The sequence below is a fragment of the Terrimonas ferruginea DSM 30193 genome, assembly GCF_000425585.1.
Taxonomy (GTDB): Bacteria; Bacteroidota; Bacteroidia; order Chitinophagales; family Chitinophagaceae; genus Terrimonas; species Terrimonas ferruginea.
On the sequence record NZ_AUDS01000010.1, the window covers coordinates 100379 to 119682 of the forward strand.

Annotated in this window: 14 protein-coding genes; 12 read left to right on the plus strand and 2 right to left on the minus strand. The window is 50.3% G+C overall.

Annotated elements, in window-relative coordinates:
* Nucleotides 1-137: 137 nt before the first annotated feature.
* The 8 genes from H608_RS21095 to H608_RS0103545 all read left to right on the plus strand — a co-directional run bounded on the left by H608_RS21095 (nt 138) and on the right by H608_RS0103545 (nt 12167).
* On the plus strand, nt 138-3065 hold the full coding sequence (locus H608_RS21095; RefSeq protein WP_038007021.1) for an alpha-amylase family glycosyl hydrolase: 2928 nt from the start codon (nt 138-140) through the stop codon (nt 3063-3065).
* Between the two features lie 63 nt (nt 3066-3128).
* Nucleotides 3129-3860 (plus strand): NUDIX hydrolase, encoded by a 732-nt coding sequence (locus H608_RS0103515; RefSeq protein ID WP_051267997.1) that lies wholly within the window; start codon nt 3129-3131, stop codon nt 3858-3860.
* 158 nt (nt 3861-4018) lie between these two features.
* The gene (locus tag H608_RS0103520) at nt 4019-7096 is read left to right on the plus strand and encodes a SusC/RagA family TonB-linked outer membrane protein (protein ID WP_028786468.1); all 3078 of its coding nucleotides are present in this window, start codon (nt 4019-4021) and stop codon (nt 7094-7096) included.
* Nucleotides 7097-7115: 19 nt separating this feature from the next.
* The gene (locus H608_RS0103525; protein ID WP_028786469.1) at nt 7116-8513 is read left to right on the plus strand and encodes a RagB/SusD family nutrient uptake outer membrane protein; all 1398 of its coding nucleotides are present in this window, start codon (nt 7116-7118) and stop codon (nt 8511-8513) included.
* Nucleotides 8514-8533: 20 nt separating this feature from the next.
* Nucleotides 8534-9043, plus strand: coding sequence for a DUF5004 domain-containing protein (locus H608_RS0103530; protein WP_028786470.1), 510 nt, complete (start codon nt 8534-8536; stop codon nt 9041-9043).
* 12 nt (nt 9044-9055) lie between these two features.
* Nucleotides 9056-9862, plus strand: coding sequence for a hypothetical protein (locus tag H608_RS0103535; protein WP_028786471.1), 807 nt, complete (start codon nt 9056-9058; stop codon nt 9860-9862).
* Nucleotides 9863-9893: 31 nt separating this feature from the next.
* Nucleotides 9894-11366: a SusE domain-containing protein gene (locus H608_RS23380; RefSeq protein ID WP_051268001.1), complete on the plus strand. Its 1473-nt coding sequence runs from the start codon at nt 9894-9896 to the stop codon at nt 11364-11366.
* A gap of 93 nt (nt 11367-11459) precedes the next feature.
* A complete protein-coding gene (locus tag H608_RS0103545) occupies nt 11460-12167 on the plus strand; it encodes a hypothetical protein (RefSeq protein ID WP_028786472.1) in 708 nt (235 codons plus the stop codon).
* Here the strand turns inward: H608_RS0103545 and H608_RS0103550 are convergent.
* Complete coding sequence (locus H608_RS0103550) at nt 12164-13135, minus strand: M23 family metallopeptidase (protein ID WP_028786473.1); 972 nt, start codon at nt 13133-13135, stop codon at nt 12164-12166. The genes H608_RS0103545 and H608_RS0103550 overlap by 4 nt on opposite strands.
* 151 nt (nt 13136-13286) lie before the next feature.
* On the opposite strand from H608_RS0103550, the gene alaS reads away from it, so the two are divergent.
* Entirely contained in the window at nt 13287-15932 is a 2646-nt protein-coding gene (gene alaS / locus H608_RS0103555) for an alanine--tRNA ligase (RefSeq protein WP_211227023.1), read from the plus strand.
* On the opposite strand, the gene H608_RS24800 is transcribed toward alaS, so the two are convergent.
* Entirely contained in the window at nt 15933-16067 is a 135-nt protein-coding gene (locus H608_RS24800) for a hypothetical protein (protein ID WP_281169157.1), read from the minus strand.
* Between the two features lie 103 nt (nt 16068-16170).
* Here H608_RS24800 and H608_RS21105 point away from each other — a divergent pair, with 103 nt between their 5' ends.
* From H608_RS21105 to gatB, 3 genes are all read left to right on the plus strand, one after another.
* Nucleotides 16171-16686 carry a GNAT family N-acetyltransferase gene (locus tag H608_RS21105; RefSeq protein ID WP_038007024.1) on the plus strand — a complete coding sequence of 172 codons (516 nt, stop codon included), beginning with the start codon at nt 16171-16173 and terminating at the stop codon, nt 16684-16686.
* A 70-nt stretch (nt 16687-16756) separates the two neighbouring features.
* Nucleotides 16757-17749: a PDZ domain-containing protein gene (locus H608_RS0103570; RefSeq protein WP_028786475.1), complete on the plus strand. Its 993-nt coding sequence runs from the start codon at nt 16757-16759 to the stop codon at nt 17747-17749.
* A 100-nt stretch (nt 17750-17849) separates the two neighbouring features.
* On the plus strand, nt 17850-19298 hold the full coding sequence (gene gatB, locus H608_RS0103575) for an Asp-tRNA(Asn)/Glu-tRNA(Gln) amidotransferase subunit GatB (RefSeq protein ID WP_028786476.1): 1449 nt from the start codon (nt 17850-17852) through the stop codon (nt 19296-19298).
* Nucleotides 19299-19304: the final 6 nt, after the last annotated feature.

Genomic DNA, 19304 nt, shown 5'->3' on the forward strand with positions numbered 1-19304 from the left:
CGGGGTAAAGGTAATATATGAACGTGAAGCACCGCCGGTGAAACCCGACGAAGCGGGTTAGAAAAAATTAATGTGTAGAAAGTACATATTTATTATCTTCACTTTTCAAACGATGCCATCCCTAATCTGCTTGTCAAATGAAGAAAGCTGCTTTTACCCTTCTGCTCATGCTGCCGGCGCTTTTTGCCGCGGCCCAGTTACTGGAAACAACTCCGTTTTTTCCTAAGGACAATGATAACCTTGTCATCACGCTGGATGCCTCTATGGGCAACCGTGAGCTGGTCGGTTATAATTCCGATGATGTGTATGTGCATATCGGGCTGATTACGTCAGCGAGTGCCGATCAGAATGATTGGAAGTATGTGCCGTTTGGCTGGGCCACCACGCCCGCTGCCGCAAAAGCGGTTTCGCTGGGCAACAACCGTTTCCAGTACACCATCAACAACGTGCGGCAGTTTTTCAATGTACCGGTTGGTGAAACCATTCAACGGATCGCTATTTTATTCCGCAGCGGCGATGGCAACCGCGTGCAGCGCAATGCGGACCAGTCCAACATGTATCTCAGGATTTATGGTACGGAACTCGCAGCACGTTTCACTGTTCCTTTTTTTCAACCGAAATATGTACCCGTTCCCGAAACCATCAACAAGTTTGCAGGCGATAATTTCCCCGTAACCGGCGTAGCCAGCGCATCCTCAGCGATGAAGCTGTACCTCAATGGCGCCGTTATTCAATCCGCTGCCAACGCCACAACGATTGCTGCAAATCCCGTACTGGTAGCCGGTAATACGGAAGTGGTAGTAGAGGCGGACAACGGAACGACGGTAAAAAAAGATACGGTCCGCTTTTTTGTGGGCGGTGGCGTTACCACCGCACCGCTTCCGGCAGGTGTGAAAGACGGCATCAACTACGCGGCGAACAATACAGAAGTTACTTTGGTTTTATTCGCACCCGGCAAAACAAGAATTTGCGTGACCGGGGAGTTTCCGGGTGGAGCGTGGACCGAGAACGCGGCTTTTCAAATGAATAAGACGCCCGATGGGCAGTATTGGTGGAAAACGATCACCGGCCTGACGCCGGGCACTGAATACGCTTTTCAATACCTGATCGACGGCACACTCCGAGTGGGTGATCCGTATTCCGAAAAAGTGTTGGACAAAGACAACGACCCTTTTATCTCTGCAGCTACTTATCCCGGATTGCGCGCTTATCCCGCCGGGCAGTCGGGCATTGTGAGCATTGTGCAGACAGCCGCGCCGGTCTATAATTGGAGAACGGCAGGTTATGCACGTCCCGACAAACGCAACCTGGTGGTATATGAATTGCTGGTGCGCGATTTTCTTTCTGCCCGCAACTGGAATACGCTGCGCGATACATTGAATTACCTGCAGCGCATGGGCATCAACGCCATCGAACTGATGCCGGTAAATGAATTTGACGGCAACCTGAGCTGGGGTTATAATCCCGCGTATTTCCTGGCGCCGGATAAATATTACGGAACAAAAAATGCGTTCAAGGAATTTATCGATACCTGCCATGGCCGCGGCATTGCCGTAATCATGGACATCGCGCTCAATCATGCCACCGGTGCCTGTCCGCTCGCCGCTATGTGGTGGAATGGCAGCAACAATGAGACGGCGGCCGACAACCCTTATTTTAATGTAGTGGCCAGACATCCGTTCAATGTGTTTCATGATTTCAACCACGAAGCGGCACCAACGAAATATTTCTTTAAGCGGGTAGTGGAGCATTGGTTGACGGAATATAAAATTGACGGTTTCCGCTTTGACCTATCCAAAGGATTTACGCAATTCAACTCTGGGTCCAACGTGGAGTTGTGGGGGAAATATGATGCAAGCCGTGTGGCCATCTGGAAAGCTTATTACGATACCCTGCAACGCAAATCTCCCGGCAGTTATGCCATTCTCGAACATTTTGCCGAAAATCCCGAAGAGCAGGAACTGGCTGATTACGGCATGCTGTTCTGGGGCAATCACAATAAGAATTTCTCGCAGGCGGCGATGGGTTACAGTACACCCGACCCCGAAGGCAATACCTGGAACTTCGAAGGAGGTATTCACACCGTGCGTAACTGGACCAAACCGCACCTGATGACGTACATGGAAAGCCATGACGAAGAAAGAATGATGTACCGCGCCGTAACATTTGGCAACAGCGCCGGTAGTTATAATACCAAAGACACCACCACCGCGTTGAAGCGCATGGAACTGAGTGCGGCATTTTTCTACAGCATTCCCGGTCCTAAAATGATCTGGCAGTTTGGTGAAACGGGATACGATTATTCGATCACTTCCTGTCATCCGGGCAATACCATTCCGCAACCTTATCCGAGTGATAACTGCCGCACGAGCGAGAAACCAATTCGCTGGGATTACCGTCAGCAAGCACGTCGTACACAACTGTACAATGTGTATGCGAAACTCGGCCAACTGCGGGGCAACTGGCGGTTCCGCGACGTATTTACCGCCAATGAAACAACGATCGAGCGCGACCTGGCCGGTGCGTTCAAATGGATACGGCTGCGTTCGGCCAGTGATACATCCGATATTATGGTGATCGGCAACTTTGATGTAGTGGCCCAAACGGCTGCCGTTACTTTCCCACGTGCAGGCGAATGGCGCGATTACCTGACCGACGCGCGCTTTACGGCAACAGGCAATGCACAGACTATTACTTTACAACCTGGCGAATATCATTTATACATCAACCGCGATCCGAACGGTCCTGCGGCCAACACGCCCGTTCCTCCCGATCCCGAACCGGAAGAAGAAGATCCGGGTACCGAACTGAAAGCGCAGGTATATCCGAATCCCGGCCGCTCTGATGTAAGCGTGCGACTGCACTTGCCCGAAGCCGGTGCTGTAAGAATAGAGATCATCGGCGCTACAGGGCAACGCATCGGTACTGCCTTCTCGGGCACACTCAACCGCGGCGTTCACCAGGTGGCGATCAGCGAACAGACCAGCCGCCTGCCTGCAGGACTTTTCTTTGTACGTGTAACCACGGCCATGGGCAATAAAACCTTAAAATTGCGTGTGCCGTAAAAACGCAGCAGCTATACTAAGCTGTAAGTTTATATTTTTGAACTCTTCATTCAATCATCGGTTATGCCCAAAAACTCATCGCTTAAGACGGCGGAACTTGAAAAAATAAGTCACCTCGACTATTTCAATATAGCCATCTCGGTGGACTGTGTGATCTTCGGATATGATAACAAAGAGCTGAAAGTGCTGCTGATCAAGTCGGATCTGGAGGAGTTTGAAGGATTGTATTCACTGCTCGGCGACCTGGTGCGTCCCGATGAAGACCTGGATTCGGCATCCTACCGTGTATTACGCGAGCGCACAGGGCTGGACGATGTATTCCTGGAGCAGGTGCATACGTTCGGCAGCATTAACCGTCACCCTTCAGGGCGTGTAATCACTACCGCATATTATGCCCTGGTGGATATCAAACACCACAAGCTCAAGCTGAATCACAACGATCTGCACTGGCATTCGGTGAATGATATCCGTAAGCTGGCATTCGATCACAAAAGCATCCTGGAAACCTGTCTCAACCGTTTGCGCGAGCAGATCATGGAACATCCGGTGGTGTTCAACCTGTTATCGGAGAAATTTTCGCTGCGGGAATTGCAGGAACTGTACCAAGCCATCCTGGATACGGACCTGGACCGCCGCAACTTCCGCAAAAAGATCGCGATCAAAGACTGGCTGCTGGATCTCAATGAAATGGAAGACGATGTGCCGCACCGCCCGGGTAAACTCTACAAACTGAAGCCGGAATTCCGCAAAAAGAACCAGCGCCGCAAAGCGGGCAGTTCCGTACTGGCCGGTTAATCCTTTTTTCTGAAAGCCCCGGCTGGCGCCGGAATACGCCCGATTTTAACCGAAAATAAATTTTTGACATATTGTTTTTTGTTCTAACATTGTGTCTTAAATACACATTGTGTATTTTTTTCTCCTGAAACGAATTGCTTAACTATTAACGATTGCTTATGTCGTGCAGAAAATTGCTCCGAGCGGCTGTATTTCTCATAGCCATGCTTGTGTCCCTCGTTTCTTACGCCCAGCAAAGAATTATTACCGGAAAAGTAACCGACTCCAAAGACGGTAGCCCTGTTGCAGGTGCCACGGTAACGGCGAAAGGCACAAGAAATGCTACCCAGACCGGTTCGGACGGATCTTATCAATTAACGGTAGATGCAAGTGTGACCACACTTGTGCTGAGTTTCTCAGGCTATGAAACACAAGAAATAAATGTGAGCGGCAGAACCAGCGCCGATGTTGGTTTGACCGTTAACAACGCTTCCCTGGGAGAAGTGATTGTAGTTGGTTACGGTGTTCAACGCAAGAAAGACGTAACCGGTGCCATCTCCCGTGTAAGTGGCGAAAAACTGAATTCCATTCCCGTACCCAGCTTTGAAGCTGCCCTCCAGGGTAAGGCTCCCGGTGTACAGGTAATCCAGGGTAATGGCCTGGCAGGTTCCGGTTCCGTGATCCGTGTACGCGGTGTTGGTTCCATTTCTGCAAGTGGCGACCCGTTGTATGTGATCGACGGTATTCCCATTGTATCGGATCCTTTCCTCCGTGGCAACAGCGGTGCCATGAACCAGAACCCGCTATCTTCCCTGAACCCTTCCGATATCGAATCAGTGGAAATTCTGAAAGATGCCGGTGCTACCGGTATTTACGGAAGCCGTGGTGCCAACGGTGTAATCCTCATCACCACCAAACGTGGTAAGTCCGGCAAACCTTCTTTTACTTATTCCAACAGGCTCGGCTTTTCGCAGGCTGCTATCCGTCCGCATTTTGTAAATGGTCCGGAGTGGTTGCAACTGCGCCAGGAGGCCTGGGTCAACAGCGGTCATACCGGACAGGCGCCACTCCCCGGCAATCTTACCTGGGCACAGGCGCAGGCGAATAATACCGACTGGTGGGACCTGCTGACCCAGACCGGTTTCATCAACGAACACAACCTTTCTTTCAATGCCGGTACGGCAAAACTGAAAACCTTTGCCAACCTTTCTTACAGCCAGAACGAAGGTTATATCAAAGCAAACTCTTACGACCGGCTCAGTGCGCGTCTCAACATGGACTATCGTCCGGTAAAAACGCTGAAAATATCCCTGACATCCGGTTTCAACCGTGGTATAAATAAACGTGTACCTGCTGCGTGGGATGGTGGTATCGGTGATGCCATGTCTTCCGCACTGCCCATCTTCAACGTTTACAAACCCGATGGTACTTACGAAGTAAATACAAGCAACCCGATCCGCCGCCTGAATGAAACGCGCCGCCGTGAGGTGGACAACCGTTTCCTGGCCGGATTATCAGCAGAGCTGGAGTTGTTCCGCAACTTCTTTATCAAAGCCAACGGTTCTGTTGAATACCGCCGTTCCTTCGACGACCAATACGAAACCAATCTGTGGACACAGAAACCACAGGACTCCGGTTATGCCAAGCGTTATCCTTATTGGGGTACCAACTGGAATACCCAGTTTACGGCCAACTATCTTATCGACATGAAGAACGGCCACAAGGTGAACATTCTTGCAGGTCAGGAAAACCAATCTGTTTCACTGCGTGAGTATACGGGTGAAATAGGTCAGTGGGCTGCCAAGCCTTACTGGACAGACGTAAACTCTGTGCAGGCTTACCGCAATCTCCGCGACCGTTTGCTCAACAACAACCAGATCCGCGAGCGCGAGAAAGACGCTTATACCTTTACCAGCTTCTTTGCACGCGTCAATTATAACATCAAAGACAAATACATCTTCCAGGTATCTGCACGTATGGATGGTTCATCCAAATTCGGTGCGAATAACAAATATGGTTTCTTCCCTTCAGGATCGGCTGCGTGGAATGTAAGCGAGGAAGATTTTATGAAAGATGTGACCTGGGTCGATTACCTGAAACTGCGCGCCAGCTATGGTATTGTTGGTAATGCCAACATTCCTTCCGGTGTATATTATGATAACTTCCAGGTGGGGGGTAATAACTACAACGGCAGCACCACTGTTTATCTCAACAACCTGGGCAACCCCGATCTGCAATGGGAAAACATGCGCAACTTCGATGCGGGACTTGAATTCGGCCTCTTCAAAGGACGCATCACCGGTGAGTTGGCTTACTATCGCAAAATATCTACAGATATCCTCCTGTCTCCCGGTATTTCTCCTTCTGCTACCGGCCTGGGTGATATCTGGCGCAACCTTTCCGATACGCGCATTCTCAACGAAGGCCTCGAACTCAGTGCCAACATCAAACTCGTTGACAACGATAAAGTGAAATGGACGGTAGGTGGCAACATCGCCCGCAACTACAACGAAGTACTCGACTACGAACTCGGACCTGATGCCGTGAGTGGTGGTACTAATGATACACGTATCGTAAGAGGACTTCCGCTTGGTGTAAACTACCTGGTTCGTTATTATGGTACTGATCCCGCGGATGGCATGCCCATCTGGCTGGACAATACCGGCAAGCAAACAAAAACCTACTCATTGAATCACCGTGTATTTGCCGGTTCCGTACTGCCTGACTATATCGGAGGATTCAACAGCTCTGTTTCTTATAAAAACTTTGAACTGAGCGCGCTCTTCACGTTTGTGATCGGTGGTAATATTTATGAGAACTCGGCAAAGTACCAGTTCCTCGGTACTTCCAAGAAAAACTGGAACTTCCGCAAGGACATGCTGGACCGTTGGGTAAACCCCGGCGATCAGAGCCAGTATCCCAAACTGGTATATGACGCTACCGATTATCCCGGCGTACCGAGTGAAGACCAGTTCAATTCTACCATGTTCCTCCGCGATGCCGATTATATGCGTCTGCGTGAACTGAGCCTGTCGTACCGGTTCAGACCCGCTTCGCTGAAAAAAGTGGGTATTCAGAGTCTGCGTTTGTTCGCAACAGGAAGTAACCTGCTGACGTTTACCAAGTATCCCGGCGGAGATCCGGAAATCACCCGTGACTTCGAGAATCCGCAGGATCGCAACCTGAGTCCTAACATTACTTACCTCACGGCGCCGACACAGCGGACCATCGTATTCGGACTGAACGTTACTTTCTAAATAAAAACTATTGCAACATATGAAACGGATATACTGGCAATCAATCACCTTAATCCTGGCAGTGGCACTGTTCACTACCGGATGCAAAAAATTCCTCGAGCGTCCGCCGGAAGGTCAGATGACGGAGGAAGAGGCTTTGAAAGATGAAAACGGCGTGCTGGATTTCCTGAACGGCGAATATACTTTGCTGGGCGACGGTGATTTTATGGGAGGACGCCTGCAATCGCTTACCGACATGCTGGCCGACGAACTCGACGGCAGCCGCTTCACCGGCGATTTTTCAGAAATCTACAAACGTCAGAACTCGATCTTCGGGGATGTAAGAAATAATTTTTATAAAAAAGGATACCGCATCATCAACGTAGCGAATGGTGTTTTGCGCAAGCTTTCACTGGTAAGCGCAGGAAACGCCGACAATGTAAAAGGTCAGGCTTTGTTCTTCCGCGGTGTGGCGCATTTCGAACTCGTGCGTTTGTTTGCACAACCCTGGGGTTATACATCCGACAATTCACACTACGGTATTCCGCTCCGGAATGAAATTGTGATCGGTTCCGTGCAGCGTGCAACTGTGAAGCAGGTATATGACCAGGTGATTGCCGATCTGAAAGATGCGGAAACACTTTTACCCGAAACCTTTACCGGCAACTACAAAGCAACACGTTGGGCAGCAAAAGCCTACCTGGCAAAAGTTTATTTCCAGATGAATGATTTTGCCAATGCTTACAAATATGCCGCAGAGATTGCAGCCAACAGCATGTTCGTGCCGGATGCCAGCCACAGCTCCCGCTTTTCACCCGGCCTGAGCCGCGAAGGCATCCTGGTTATTGCCAATGAAGCTACCCGCTTTCAACCCGGTAGCGAACTGCGCGGCAACTACCGTTCAGATCTCAACATACCGGTGCTGAATTTCACCAGCCAGTTTTATTCGTTTGTTAATGCCGATCCGCTGGATGTGAGAAAAAGCTGGTACAGCAACACGCTGCAATCGGGTTATTATGTGACCACGAAATACAACAAGGATTTCTTTGATCTGCCGATCGTACACCTGACGGAGATAAAACTGATCCTGGCGGAAAGCGGGGCGGAGATTGCTTCGTCCAATGCGGCGGCGTTAACCAATGCCATCACGAATCTGAACCAATTGATGACCCGTGCTTACGGAGGCACAACGCGCAACCTGGCCACCAATGCCACGGCAGCGCTTGTGATTTCCACCGCACGCCGCGAGCGCGAACTGGAACTTGTGGCCGAGGGAAGCCGTTATCATGAGATCAAACGCATCGGCGCCCGCAACGGAACAAATGTCGACCGCAGAGGGTCGGTATGGAATTGCAATGGATTTATTCTTCAGTTTCCGAAAGGAGAACAGGACGCCTTTGCCCCTTTCATCATGAACCCCGAAGGCGGTTGTTTCTAACACTATTAAACTAAATCTGTATGAAAAAGAATTCACGGAGATTACTCATACTGCTGGCAGCGATTGTAACGCTGAACGCCTGCCGCCCCGATAAATTTGAAGATACCGGTGCCGTGCGCAACGTGAAGACCTCCTTGGGCGGTACCTGGAAACTCAGCAAGGTGACGCAGAAAGATGAAGATGCGGCGCAGAAGGGATTCCCTTACAGCATACTTGATCTGACCACGCTGTTTCCTTACACGGATTACTCGATCACACTCAACGTGACCAACAGCGGCCAAACGACCACTTTCACTACCACTCCCGGTAATTCACCAACCGTGATCGCCGTGGCCAATGGAGACTGGAACGCCGGTCCTTCACAATACCCGACTTATCTTGCCTTCAAGCAAGGTTCCGCCACCGATACATTAACGCTGGGTAGTTATCCTGCCGGCGGCCGCAATGTATTGCAGTTGAAAAAAGAAAGGAGGGATGCGTCTACAGGTAAACTGCTCGTATCGTACACCTATGAATTCACCAAACAATAAAACGAACGCTGTATGAATAAACTAATTATCCTGCTTGCATTCAGCTGTTTGACAATCGGCGCATTGCACGCACAGAACCCGACCTTCAGTCCTTCCACGTATACCGCAGAGGACCAGGTAACACTTACGGTGGATGTAACCGGTACGCCGATGGCGGGTGAGGCCGAAGCCTATATCTGGATATTTTCCAACACATCCATTGATCGCAGCAATGCGGCATTGAGTGCGCAGTACCCTGCTGCAGACGGATCGACCAATACCAATTGGACCAACTCACCGCCTGAAGCCAAAATGACGGCTGCCGGCACCAACAAATGGTCTTTCACTTTTATCGGTACGCAGATTTTTGGTCAAAGCCCTGCACAGTTGAAAGATTTTGGGTTCCTGGTAAAAACGAAGACGGGCACTAAACAAACGTCGGATTACAAACCCAACTTTTTCGACCCGCTGGTATTTACTCCCACCATGTTGCGCGTGTTCCCGGCCAAGGTGAGCACATCGGATATTGTTACGATCAATTTCGACCGTTCATTGGGTGGCACTGTAAACGAACAACGCATGACGCCTGTATCGGCCACGGTTACTGCTTACGATGAAACGAATGCACAGATCGGAACGGCTGTTACGTTGCAGGTGCGTGTATTTGCTACCAACACTTGGGCTGCCACGTTTATTCCCACACGTCACTTTACTCCGGGAGCAGGTCATCAATTGACTAAATTCCGTTACAAGTTCAACGGAACGGTACTCGATATTTCCGGCGCTACGGTGAATGTGAGTTCTGCCGAACAGGAAGTAACGTTTACAAGAATGAATTAAACTTATCCGTCATAATCTAAATACGATTGCAATGAAAAAGATCCTGTTTCTGGCGGCTATTGTAACACTGGTGATAGCCAGTTGCAAAAAAGCCGACTTTAATGATAACACGGTGACGGGGGAGGGACTCGTTGATTTTGCGCTGCAGGCTCCCGTGTCTGGAACGCAGGCCCGCCTGAATGCGGCCACTCCTTCTGTTGTCATCAATTTCAGTTGGAATGCTGCCAAACCCGGCACCACCACTGCTCCGAAATACAAGGTGGTGATGTCGCAGCGCGCCACGATTGATTTTACCAATCCGCTGGTGCAATTCGACGCAGGCAATGGCGGCACGGCCACTTCGCTTGCGCTCACGTATCAGCAACTCGATGCTGCGCTGAAGGCAAAAGGAATCGCCGACGGTGCCATCGCTGAATTGGCCTGGGCGGTGATCGCCGACAACGGCGACAAACAACTGCTGTCGCAGAATACTTTCTTCATCACGGTTACCCGTTTCAAAGATGGCGCAACGCCTTTCTTCCTGCTGGGACCTGTCTCTGCCGCCTCCAACGTAGATATCAGCCCCGCATCTACCAGTGATAATATCAAATTCAACTGGACGCGGTCCAAGCCTGCAACCGGCGGCCCCGCGGTTACTTACCGCATTCTTTTTGCGGAGCGTAAAACAGATGCAGAAGGCAACGAGATAGCAGTAGATTGGAATACGCAAACACTTTTCCGCCTCACCGCCGACAATGGTGGTCTGGACAGCACCGGCACTTACACGCATAAGCGTTTCAATGATTCACTGGCAGCACACGGCTTCGGTGATCCCGGAACGGATGCTAAACTGAAATGGACCGTGGAAGCCACTTCGGGCACCTGGAAACAACTGTCCGACTATCAGAATACCCTGTTCATCAGCCGCCTGATTAAATATGTATATCCGCAGGCCCTGAATGTGGCGGGCAACCACCAGGGTTGGTCACCGGAAACGGCTCCGCAACTGGTAGCGTTGACCCCTGTGGGCGGACCTTACAGCGAATACACCGGCTTTATCGATTTCAGCAACGACCCGGCCGAATTCAAAATTGTAAAAGGAGACAACTGGGGAGCAGGTGATTACGGCGGCTCAACAGGCATATTGACCAACGGCGGCAGCAACCTCAGCGTGCCGACCACCGGCGTTTACCTGGTAAAAGCCAATACTACGGCCATGACCTGGAGTGCCGATAAGATCAATTCATTTGGTTTGATCGGCGACGCCACCGGCAGTTGGAGTACAGACCAGGACATGACCTACAACGGCACAACTAAGAAGTACAGTATCACACTCAACCTTTCTCCCGGAAATATCAAGTTCCGCGCAAATGATGCCTGGGATATCAATCTCGGCGGAGGCGCTACAGCGGGCTCCCTGGCCTTCGGTGGCAGCGATATCCCGGTTGGCACTGCCGGCAACTATACCATTACACTCGACGTTTCAAAAGCAGGTAACTGGCGCTACTCAGTGGTCAGGAACTGATTTTTGGCGAGATAGATAGACAAACAACAGCAGCCGCGCTTTTTTGAAGCCGGCTGCTTTTTTTTTATCACCTTCGCAGAAAATAAGACTGACATGACGGACGAATTGAAAAAAGGACGGGTAGTTTCTGTGAATGCAGCCAAGGGACTGCTGACGATCGAATATGTTTCTAATGGAAAGAAAACAGTGGTGGGAAGAACAGGAGATACTTTGCATTCAAAGTTGCAGACTTTTCGTCCGGGTGATGAAGTGAGCTTCCGTACGCGTCTTACAGACAGAGGTGATAAGCTGGCGGCTTATGATCTCAAATTTTTATACAATAATGCGCTGCACCTGATGATTCAGAAGGCGCGTATCGAAAACCGCTTCTCCGGTTACCTCAAAGAAGTGGAAGGGAAATTTTTTGTAAAGGAAATAGGCAACTACCTCTTCTTCCCGTTGCAATTGTCACGCTGGGAGAAAGTGCCTTCGGAAAAAGTGGTGAACGAAGCCGTTGCCTTCAAATTGATCAATCTCGATAATCCCGCACGTCTTTCTGCGGAACTCTTTTCGCATGCTTATATCGCCTCCTATTACGAAGCCCAGAAGCTGGTGGCCTCAGGCCAGGCTGTGGAGGCCGTGGTTGAGCGCATTACACCCCATGCCGTATATGTGCAATTGTTTGATGGCAACATCACGGCAAAACTCGGAGGCGAAGGGCTGAGCGAACTTAATCCCGGCGATAAAGTGCAGGCAAAAATCACATATCTCTCCCCGGATAAAATATCGGTTGAAAAAATCAACGAAGTAAAAAAGGATTAATCAAAACTCTGGTTACTGGCGGCTGCCTGTTTCAGCAGACGGTCGAACTGTTCGGGCGAAAGGTCGTTGTAGAAGAAGTAAACCGGATCGATCTTGTTGCCGTTCTTGTGCACTTCATAATGGCAGTGAGGTCCGGTGCTTTTGCCTGTGCTGCCTACCCAGCCGATTACTTCACCACGCTTCACCTGCTGGCCTACCCGCGCTTTTACCCTTACCATGTGACCATATAAGGTTTCATAACCGTAACCATGATTGATGATCACGTGGTTGCCATAACCGTTGCCGGCGTTGCCGGCAAGCGATACGGTGCCATTGGCGGTAGCATAGATAGGAGTGCCCTGCGGGGCCGCAAAATCGAGGCCCGCATGCATCTTCGGCGTTTTATATACCGGATCGATACGATAACCAAAACCGGAGGCAATGCGCGAAAGATCCTGGTTGCTCACCGGCTGAATGGCCGGCGTATGCGCGAGGAGTTGTTCTTTGTTACGGATCAGTTCGTCAATTTCTTTATAAGAACCCTGCTGCGCCTTGATACGGCTTCTGAGCGTATTGATGGTCTGATTGATGGACGCATAAAGCTGGTTGTTGTTCATGCTGGTAACGGTGCGCATTTCCTGTTCCATTTCCAGCTCCTTGGCGCGGGCGCTGTCGGGAATGGGGTTGGCTTCGAAGATGGCCCGGTAAACATTGTTGTCTCTTTTCTCCAGTTCTTTCAATTGTTTCTCCAATTCCTGCAATTGATCGTCCAGGTCGCGGTAGTTGTCGCGCAGGCCGGCATTCTGCATGCGCAGCAATTTTTCGTTGGGAGAACCTACAAATTGAAAGGCGAAATAGGAGATGAGGGCAGCAGTAACCAGGGCGGCAGCAATGAATCCGAATATGCGCAGGAGCTTGACCCGCAACGGTGACTCCAGTTTTTCGTAGCGAAGGGTATTGGTATTGTAATAATATTTGATCTTCTTCATGACTAATCAGTAGCCTTTCGCATTCCGGAACCGCCGGACGCAGGATTACACAGCGAAACAATTACCTTTGCCCACTCCGTGAGCGGCCGGAGAAGCAAACAAATATAGGCCGTTCGCGAGCAAAAATCAACCCAAATTATTTGGCAAATTTATGATGACCAGCACCGCCATAAGACAGACATTCCTGGATTTCTTCCGGAGCAAAGGCCATGAGATCGTGCCTTCTGCCCCCATTGTTGTGAAAAATGACCCGACCCTCATGTTCACCAATGCAGGCATGAACCAGTTCAAAGATTATTTCCTCGGCAACCGCAAACCCGCCAGCGCCCGGGTGGCGGATACACAAAAATGTCTCCGTGTCAGCGGCAAACATAACGACCTGGAAGAGGTGGGCGTGGATACCTATCACCATACCATGTTCGAAATGCTGGGCAACTGGAGCTTTGGCAATCCGGACGCACCGGAAGAGGGCTATTTTAAAAAAGAAGCCATCGCCTGGAGCTGGGAACTGCTCACCGAAGTATATAAACTCGATAAGGAACGCCTTTATGTAACCATTTTTGAAGGCGATAGCGAACAAGGACTGGAACGCGACAACGAGTCCTTTAACGAGTGGAAAAAATACATTGCGGAGGAACGCATTTTACTGGGAAATAAAAAAGACAATTTCTGGGAAATGGGTGATACCGGCCCTTGCGGTCCCTGTACTGAAATACACGTCGACTGCCGCACGGATGCCGAGCGCGCAGCCACTCCCGGTAAAGACCTCGTGAACGCCGACCATCCGCAGGTGATTGAAATATGGAACAACGTATTCATTCAATTCAACCGCTTAAAAGATAAAAGCCTCGAGCTGTTGCCTGCCCGTCACGTAGATACCGGCATGGGCTTCGAGCGGCTTGTGCGTGTGTTGCAAGGCAAAACATCCAACTACGATACAGACGTATTCACCGGCACCATTGCCGAAGTAGAAAAGATCACCGGTCGCAAATATGATTTCAGCGACAGCCATGAGGCGGTTGCCTTCCGCGTACTGGCCGATCATATCCGCGCCATCAGCTTTACCATTGCCGACGGACAATTGCCTTCGAATACGGCTGCCGGTTATGTAATCCGCCGTATTCTGCGCCGTGCGGTACGGTATTATTATTCTTATCTCGATCATAAAACGCCGTTGCTGTTTCACCTGGTGCCGGTGATCGCTGCGCAATTTGCCGGCGTGTTCACAGAGCTCGATCAACAAAAAGAATTTGTAGGACGCGTGATCCGCGAAGAAGAAGAAGCTTTCCTGCGCACGCTGGAAAAGGGGTTGAAAAAAATCGACGACGTGATGGCGGCAAGCAAAACCGGCGTCATCGACGGCGAGAGCGCCTTTGAACTGCTCGACACTTACGGATTTCCGATCGACCTTACCAGGTTGATCGCCTCTGAAAATAAACTCACGGTTGACGAACCCGCCTATGAAGCGGCGCTGCAACGCCAGAAAGACCGCTCACGTGCGGCCACCGCCATCGATACTGAAGACTGGATAGAAATCAATAAGGCCGACAAAACAAGTTTCGTCGGCTATACTGATCTCCAAACTGAAACACAGGTAGTGAAATACCGGAAAGTAAAGGCCAAAGGCAAAGAACAATATCAACTGGTATTGGAAACAACGCCGTTTTATGCAGAAAGCGGCGGCCAGGCCGGCGACACCGGTGTACTGCGTTTCGGCGAACAGACAGTGCCGGTTGTCAACACCAAAAAAGAGAATGATCTCTTTATTCATTTTACCGACATACTACCGGAAGATATCACGGCACCTGTAAAAGCCGAAGTAAATGCAGCAAAACGTCTTGTGATTACTTATAATCACACGGCCACCCACCTGCTGCATGCTGCGCTTCGCCAGGTATTGGGTACGCATGTGGCACAGAAAGGATCATTGGTATCGGCCGATACCCTGCGTTTCGACTTCTCGCATTTTTCCAAAATGACGGAGGAAGAGATCCGTCAGGTTGAAGACATCGTGAATGAAAAAATCCGTCAGAATATTCCTGTTGTGATCCGTGAAATGCCGAAAGAAGAGGCGATGCAATCAGGCGCCACAGCGTTGTTCGGAGAAAAATATGGCGATATGGTGCGTGTGGTAACCATCGATCCTTCTTACTCGGTAGAACTTTGCGGAGGCACGCACGTTGCCAGCACCGGCATGATCGGTTTATTTACCATCGTGGCAGAATCGGCCGTGGCCGCAGGTGTACGCCGTATCGAAGCATTGACCGGAGCAGAAGCCTTTCAATCACTGCGTGAAAAAGCCACCCAATTCAAACAGATCGGTGAATTGCTGAAATCACGCGAGCCGCTGAAGAACGTGGAGAAACTGATGGAAGACAAATCTGCGTTAGAAAAAAAGATTGAAAGCTTCGAAGCTAAACAGGTAACACAATTACGCCAGGAACTATTACACAAAGTGGAAAAGGTTGGCGGCATCGATTTTATCGGAGCACAGGTAGAAGTAGGCAATGCAGATAATCTGAAAAAATTATCGCTTGAACTCAAACCGCTGCTTGCTGCGGATCACCTGATCGTGCTGGCCGCTGTTATCGGTGGTAAACCATCGGTGTCACTGGCTGTATCGGAAAGCCTGAATGAAACACGCGGCTGGGATGCCGTGAAAATCATCAAAGAAAAAGTAGCCGGCCTCATCAAAGGTGGCGGCGGTGGACAGAAAACGCTGGCGTCAGCGGGAGGTCAGGATGCAGGTCAGTTGCCGCAGGTAATGCAGGCCGTAAAGGAGCTGGCAGCCGGTTAATTAAATACTGGAGAATTTTTCCTGCTCTTCTTCCACACGCAGGCGCGCCTGGCGCGACTCACGCATTTTTTGACGGGCAAAAAATATAGAGGTGCCGAAAAGTGCAACAGATATGATGAATATGAATAATTCCATAAGAGTTAGTGCTTAAGTATAATGGTCTGGCAAAAGTCTGTAATAAAAATTAATTTTTAGTTCATTCCGGCATGGAAATGCACTAAGGATTTACACTACCCAAATGATCGTAAAAACACATAATCTTTACCTGCGCCGGTTTACTGCCGATGAAGCGTTGCTGATCCTCGATCTGAATGCCGATTCAGCCGTTACGCAGTACACCCACGATCCGATCCGCGATATTGTACATGCAGAAGAAATATTACACCAGGTAATAATACCGCAGTACGAGAGAGGACTCGGTCGTTGGGCTGTTTTTCTGGCAGAAACCAATGCCTTTATGGGATGGTGCGGGCTGAAATACCGCCCGGAACTGGATGAAGTAGACCTCGGCTACCGTTATCATAAAGCGTTCTGGGGCAAGGGATATGCAACCGAAGCTGCCAGGGCCAGCCTGGAGTATGGCTTCAACGAGGCAAAGCTGCAGCGCATCGTCGGAAGAGCCGAACATGCCAATATCGGCTCGCTCAAAGTACTGGAGAAATCCGGTATGCAATATATAGGGGATGAAACAGTCGATGGATGCGACGTGCGCACCTACGAGGCACTGGCTGTTAATTTTATTAAAGAACTTTAACATTTCCGAAGTCTTTCGTATTTCAGAAATGTGTTTATATTTGATCTACGAAAAAAAACGTAGATAAATCATGATACAACGAATCAAAACATCCATCAAGCCGCTGCTGGCACTTGGTCTTACTGCTTTCCTTTTGCCTGGCGCGCTCCATGCCCAATCCGATTCCAATAGCCGTAATGAGCGCATTGTCATTCTCCGCCCTGCCGACAGCAAAGAGAAGCTGACCATAGAGGTTGACGGCGACAAAGTAACCGTTAACGGCAAAGAAGTGGACAAAGGCGATACACCCAAAGGCGTATCGGTATCCCGCACCCGCGTGAACAACCGTACCGTAACAGGTGGTGGAATGACCATTACAAGCGATGGCAACGAGCTGGCCGACGTAATCGTTACCGGTTATGGCAACAAAGCCATGCTGGGCGTTACCACACAATCAGATACCAAAGGAGCCAAAATAATTTCCGTCATCAAAGGGGCCGGTGCCGAAAAAGCAGGCATCAAAGTAGGAGACATCGTTACACGCATTGACAACGCCAAAGTTGAAAAAGCAGACGATATTACCAAGGCCATTAAAGACAGAAAAACAGGGGACAAAGTAGCCGTTACTTTTCTCCGCGACGGGAAAGAGCAGAAAGTAACAGCCGAACTTACCAAATGGAGAGGGGTGGCTTACAGCTATAACTTCGATGACATGGCCCGTACATTTGACATCGATTTCGACAATATTCCTCAACCACCAAACCCTCCGGGCGCAACGGTACGTGGTTACTCGTTGTTCAACAGTGCACCCAAGATCGGTCTGTCTGTACAGGATACCGACGATGGTAAAGGCGTAAAAGTGCTGTCTGTGGAAGATGAATCGGCTGCTTCAAAAGCCGGCCTCAAAGAAGGCGACATCATCCTGCAGGTGGGCGATCGCGAGATTACCGGCACTTCAGATATTACTAGCCAGATCCGCGATTCACGCACCAAAGCGAGCGTACCCGTGAAAATAAGCCGTAGCGGTAAAACGCAGACAATCGACCTCCGCATGCCCCGCAAGATCAGAACGGCAGAGCTCTGATCCGGATTAAAAGATATTTCCCTTAACAAAGCCCCCGCAGAATTGCGGGGGCTTTATTTTCCGATTTCTGTGCTCAAACAGCTAATTTTGCTGCACTTTTATGATGAGCCATCCCGAATACGAAATCGTGGTAGGACTGGAAGTGCATGCCCAGTTGCTGACTAATAGTAAATTGTTTTGCGGTGACAGCATCGCATTCGGAGCAGCTCCCAATACCAACGTAAGTCCGGTTACACTTGCCCATCCGGGTACTTTACCGGTAATGAACCACCGGGCTATCGAGCTGGCCGTACGCATCGGCCTCGCCTGCAACTGCACCATCGAGCAGCACAATTATTTCGCCCGCAAGAATTATTTCTATCCCGATCTTCCCAAAGGCTACCAGATCTCGCAGCACACAACGCCCATCTGCGGCGGCGGTGAAGTGCGGATCAGTGTTTCGGGTGAAGAAAAAACCATACGCCTCAACAGGATTCATCTCGAAGAAGATGCCGGCAAAAGCATCCACGATGCCAATCCCGACTTTACCGCCGTGGACCTCAACAGGGCCGGCACGCCGTTGGTAGAGATCGTGAGCGAACCGGATATCCGCAGCAGCGATGAAGCTTTTGCCTACCTCACCGTGCTGCGCCAATGGGTGCGTTACCTCGAAGTATGCGACGGCAACATGGAAGAAGGCAGTCTCCGCTGCGATGCCAATATTTCCGTTCGCAAAAAAGGTGACACACGCCTCGGCACAAAAGTAGAGGTGAAAAACCTGAACTCCATCCGCAACGTTAAAAGAGCTATCGACGCAGAAGCGGTCCGCCTTACAGCGATGTTGGAAAACGGTGAAACCATCATCCAGCAAACGCGTGGCTTCGATGTCAACAGCGGCACCACCTACGCTATCCGTGATAAAGAAGATGCAGACGACTACCGTTATTTTGCGGACCCCGATCTCACACCGTTCGTGCTCGAAACAGCCGAGATCGACCGCATCCGCGAAGCACTGCCCGCGCTGCCCGAAGCCCGCATCCTGCATTATACGCAGGCATTGGGACTAACCGAATATGACGCAGGCGTGCTCACGGAAGAAAGAAATTTTGCAGAATATTTTGAATCGGTCACACAGCATACTACGTACTATAAATCAGCAGCCAACTGGATGCTGGGCCCGGTGAAATCCTGGCTCAACGAACCGGGGCGTCAACTCGCAAACTTCCCGCTTGCACCGGCTAAACTGGCTGCATTGCTGGAATGCGTGGAAAAAGGGCAACTCAGTTTTTCAATAGCCTCTTCCCGGTTGTTTGAAAAGCTGCTGGATCAGCCTGATGCGGAACCATTGGAATTGGCCCGCTCGTTGAACCTGTTGCAGGACTCCGACGCGTCTTCGCTCGAACCGGTGATCGATGCTGTGCTGGCGAAATTTCCGGACAAGGTCGAAGCTTACCGCAAAGGGAAAAAAGGATTACTCGCCTTGTTTGTCGGGGAAGTAATGAAACAGTCAAGAGGAAAGGCCGACCCCCGTGTAACCAATGAACTGCTGCTGGAAAAGCTTAAATCCTGACGGACT

Coding starts and splice junctions, on each gene's coding strand:
- H608_RS21095 (WP_038007021.1), top strand. CDS start 138: ATGAAGAAAGCTGCTTTTACCCTTCTGCTCATGCTGCCGGCGCTTTTT.
- H608_RS0103515 (WP_051267997.1), top strand. CDS start 3,129: ATGCCCAAAAACTCATCGCTTAAGACGGCGGAACTTGAAAAAATAAGT.
- H608_RS0103520 (WP_028786468.1), top strand. CDS start 4,019: ATGTCGTGCAGAAAATTGCTCCGAGCGGCTGTATTTCTCATAGCCATG.
- H608_RS0103525 (WP_028786469.1), top strand. CDS start 7,116: ATGAAACGGATATACTGGCAATCAATCACCTTAATCCTGGCAGTGGCA.
- H608_RS0103530 (WP_028786470.1), top strand. CDS start 8,534: ATGAAAAAGAATTCACGGAGATTACTCATACTGCTGGCAGCGATTGTA.
- H608_RS0103535 (WP_028786471.1), top strand. CDS start 9,056: ATGAATAAACTAATTATCCTGCTTGCATTCAGCTGTTTGACAATCGGC.
- H608_RS23380 (WP_051268001.1), top strand. CDS start 9,894: ATGAAAAAGATCCTGTTTCTGGCGGCTATTGTAACACTGGTGATAGCC.
- H608_RS0103545 (WP_028786472.1), top strand. CDS start 11,460: ATGACGGACGAATTGAAAAAAGGACGGGTAGTTTCTGTGAATGCAGCC.
- H608_RS0103550 (WP_028786473.1), bottom strand. CDS start 13,135: ATGAAGAAGATCAAATATTATTACAATACCAATACCCTTCGCTACGAA.
- alaS (WP_211227023.1), top strand. CDS start 13,287: ATGATGACCAGCACCGCCATAAGACAGACATTCCTGGATTTCTTCCGG.
- H608_RS24800 (WP_281169157.1), bottom strand. CDS start 16,067: ATGGAATTATTCATATTCATCATATCTGTTGCACTTTTCGGCACCTCT.
- H608_RS21105 (WP_038007024.1), top strand. CDS start 16,171: ATGATCGTAAAAACACATAATCTTTACCTGCGCCGGTTTACTGCCGAT.
- H608_RS0103570 (WP_028786475.1), top strand. CDS start 16,757: ATGATACAACGAATCAAAACATCCATCAAGCCGCTGCTGGCACTTGGT.
- gatB (WP_028786476.1), top strand. CDS start 17,850: ATGATGAGCCATCCCGAATACGAAATCGTGGTAGGACTGGAAGTGCAT.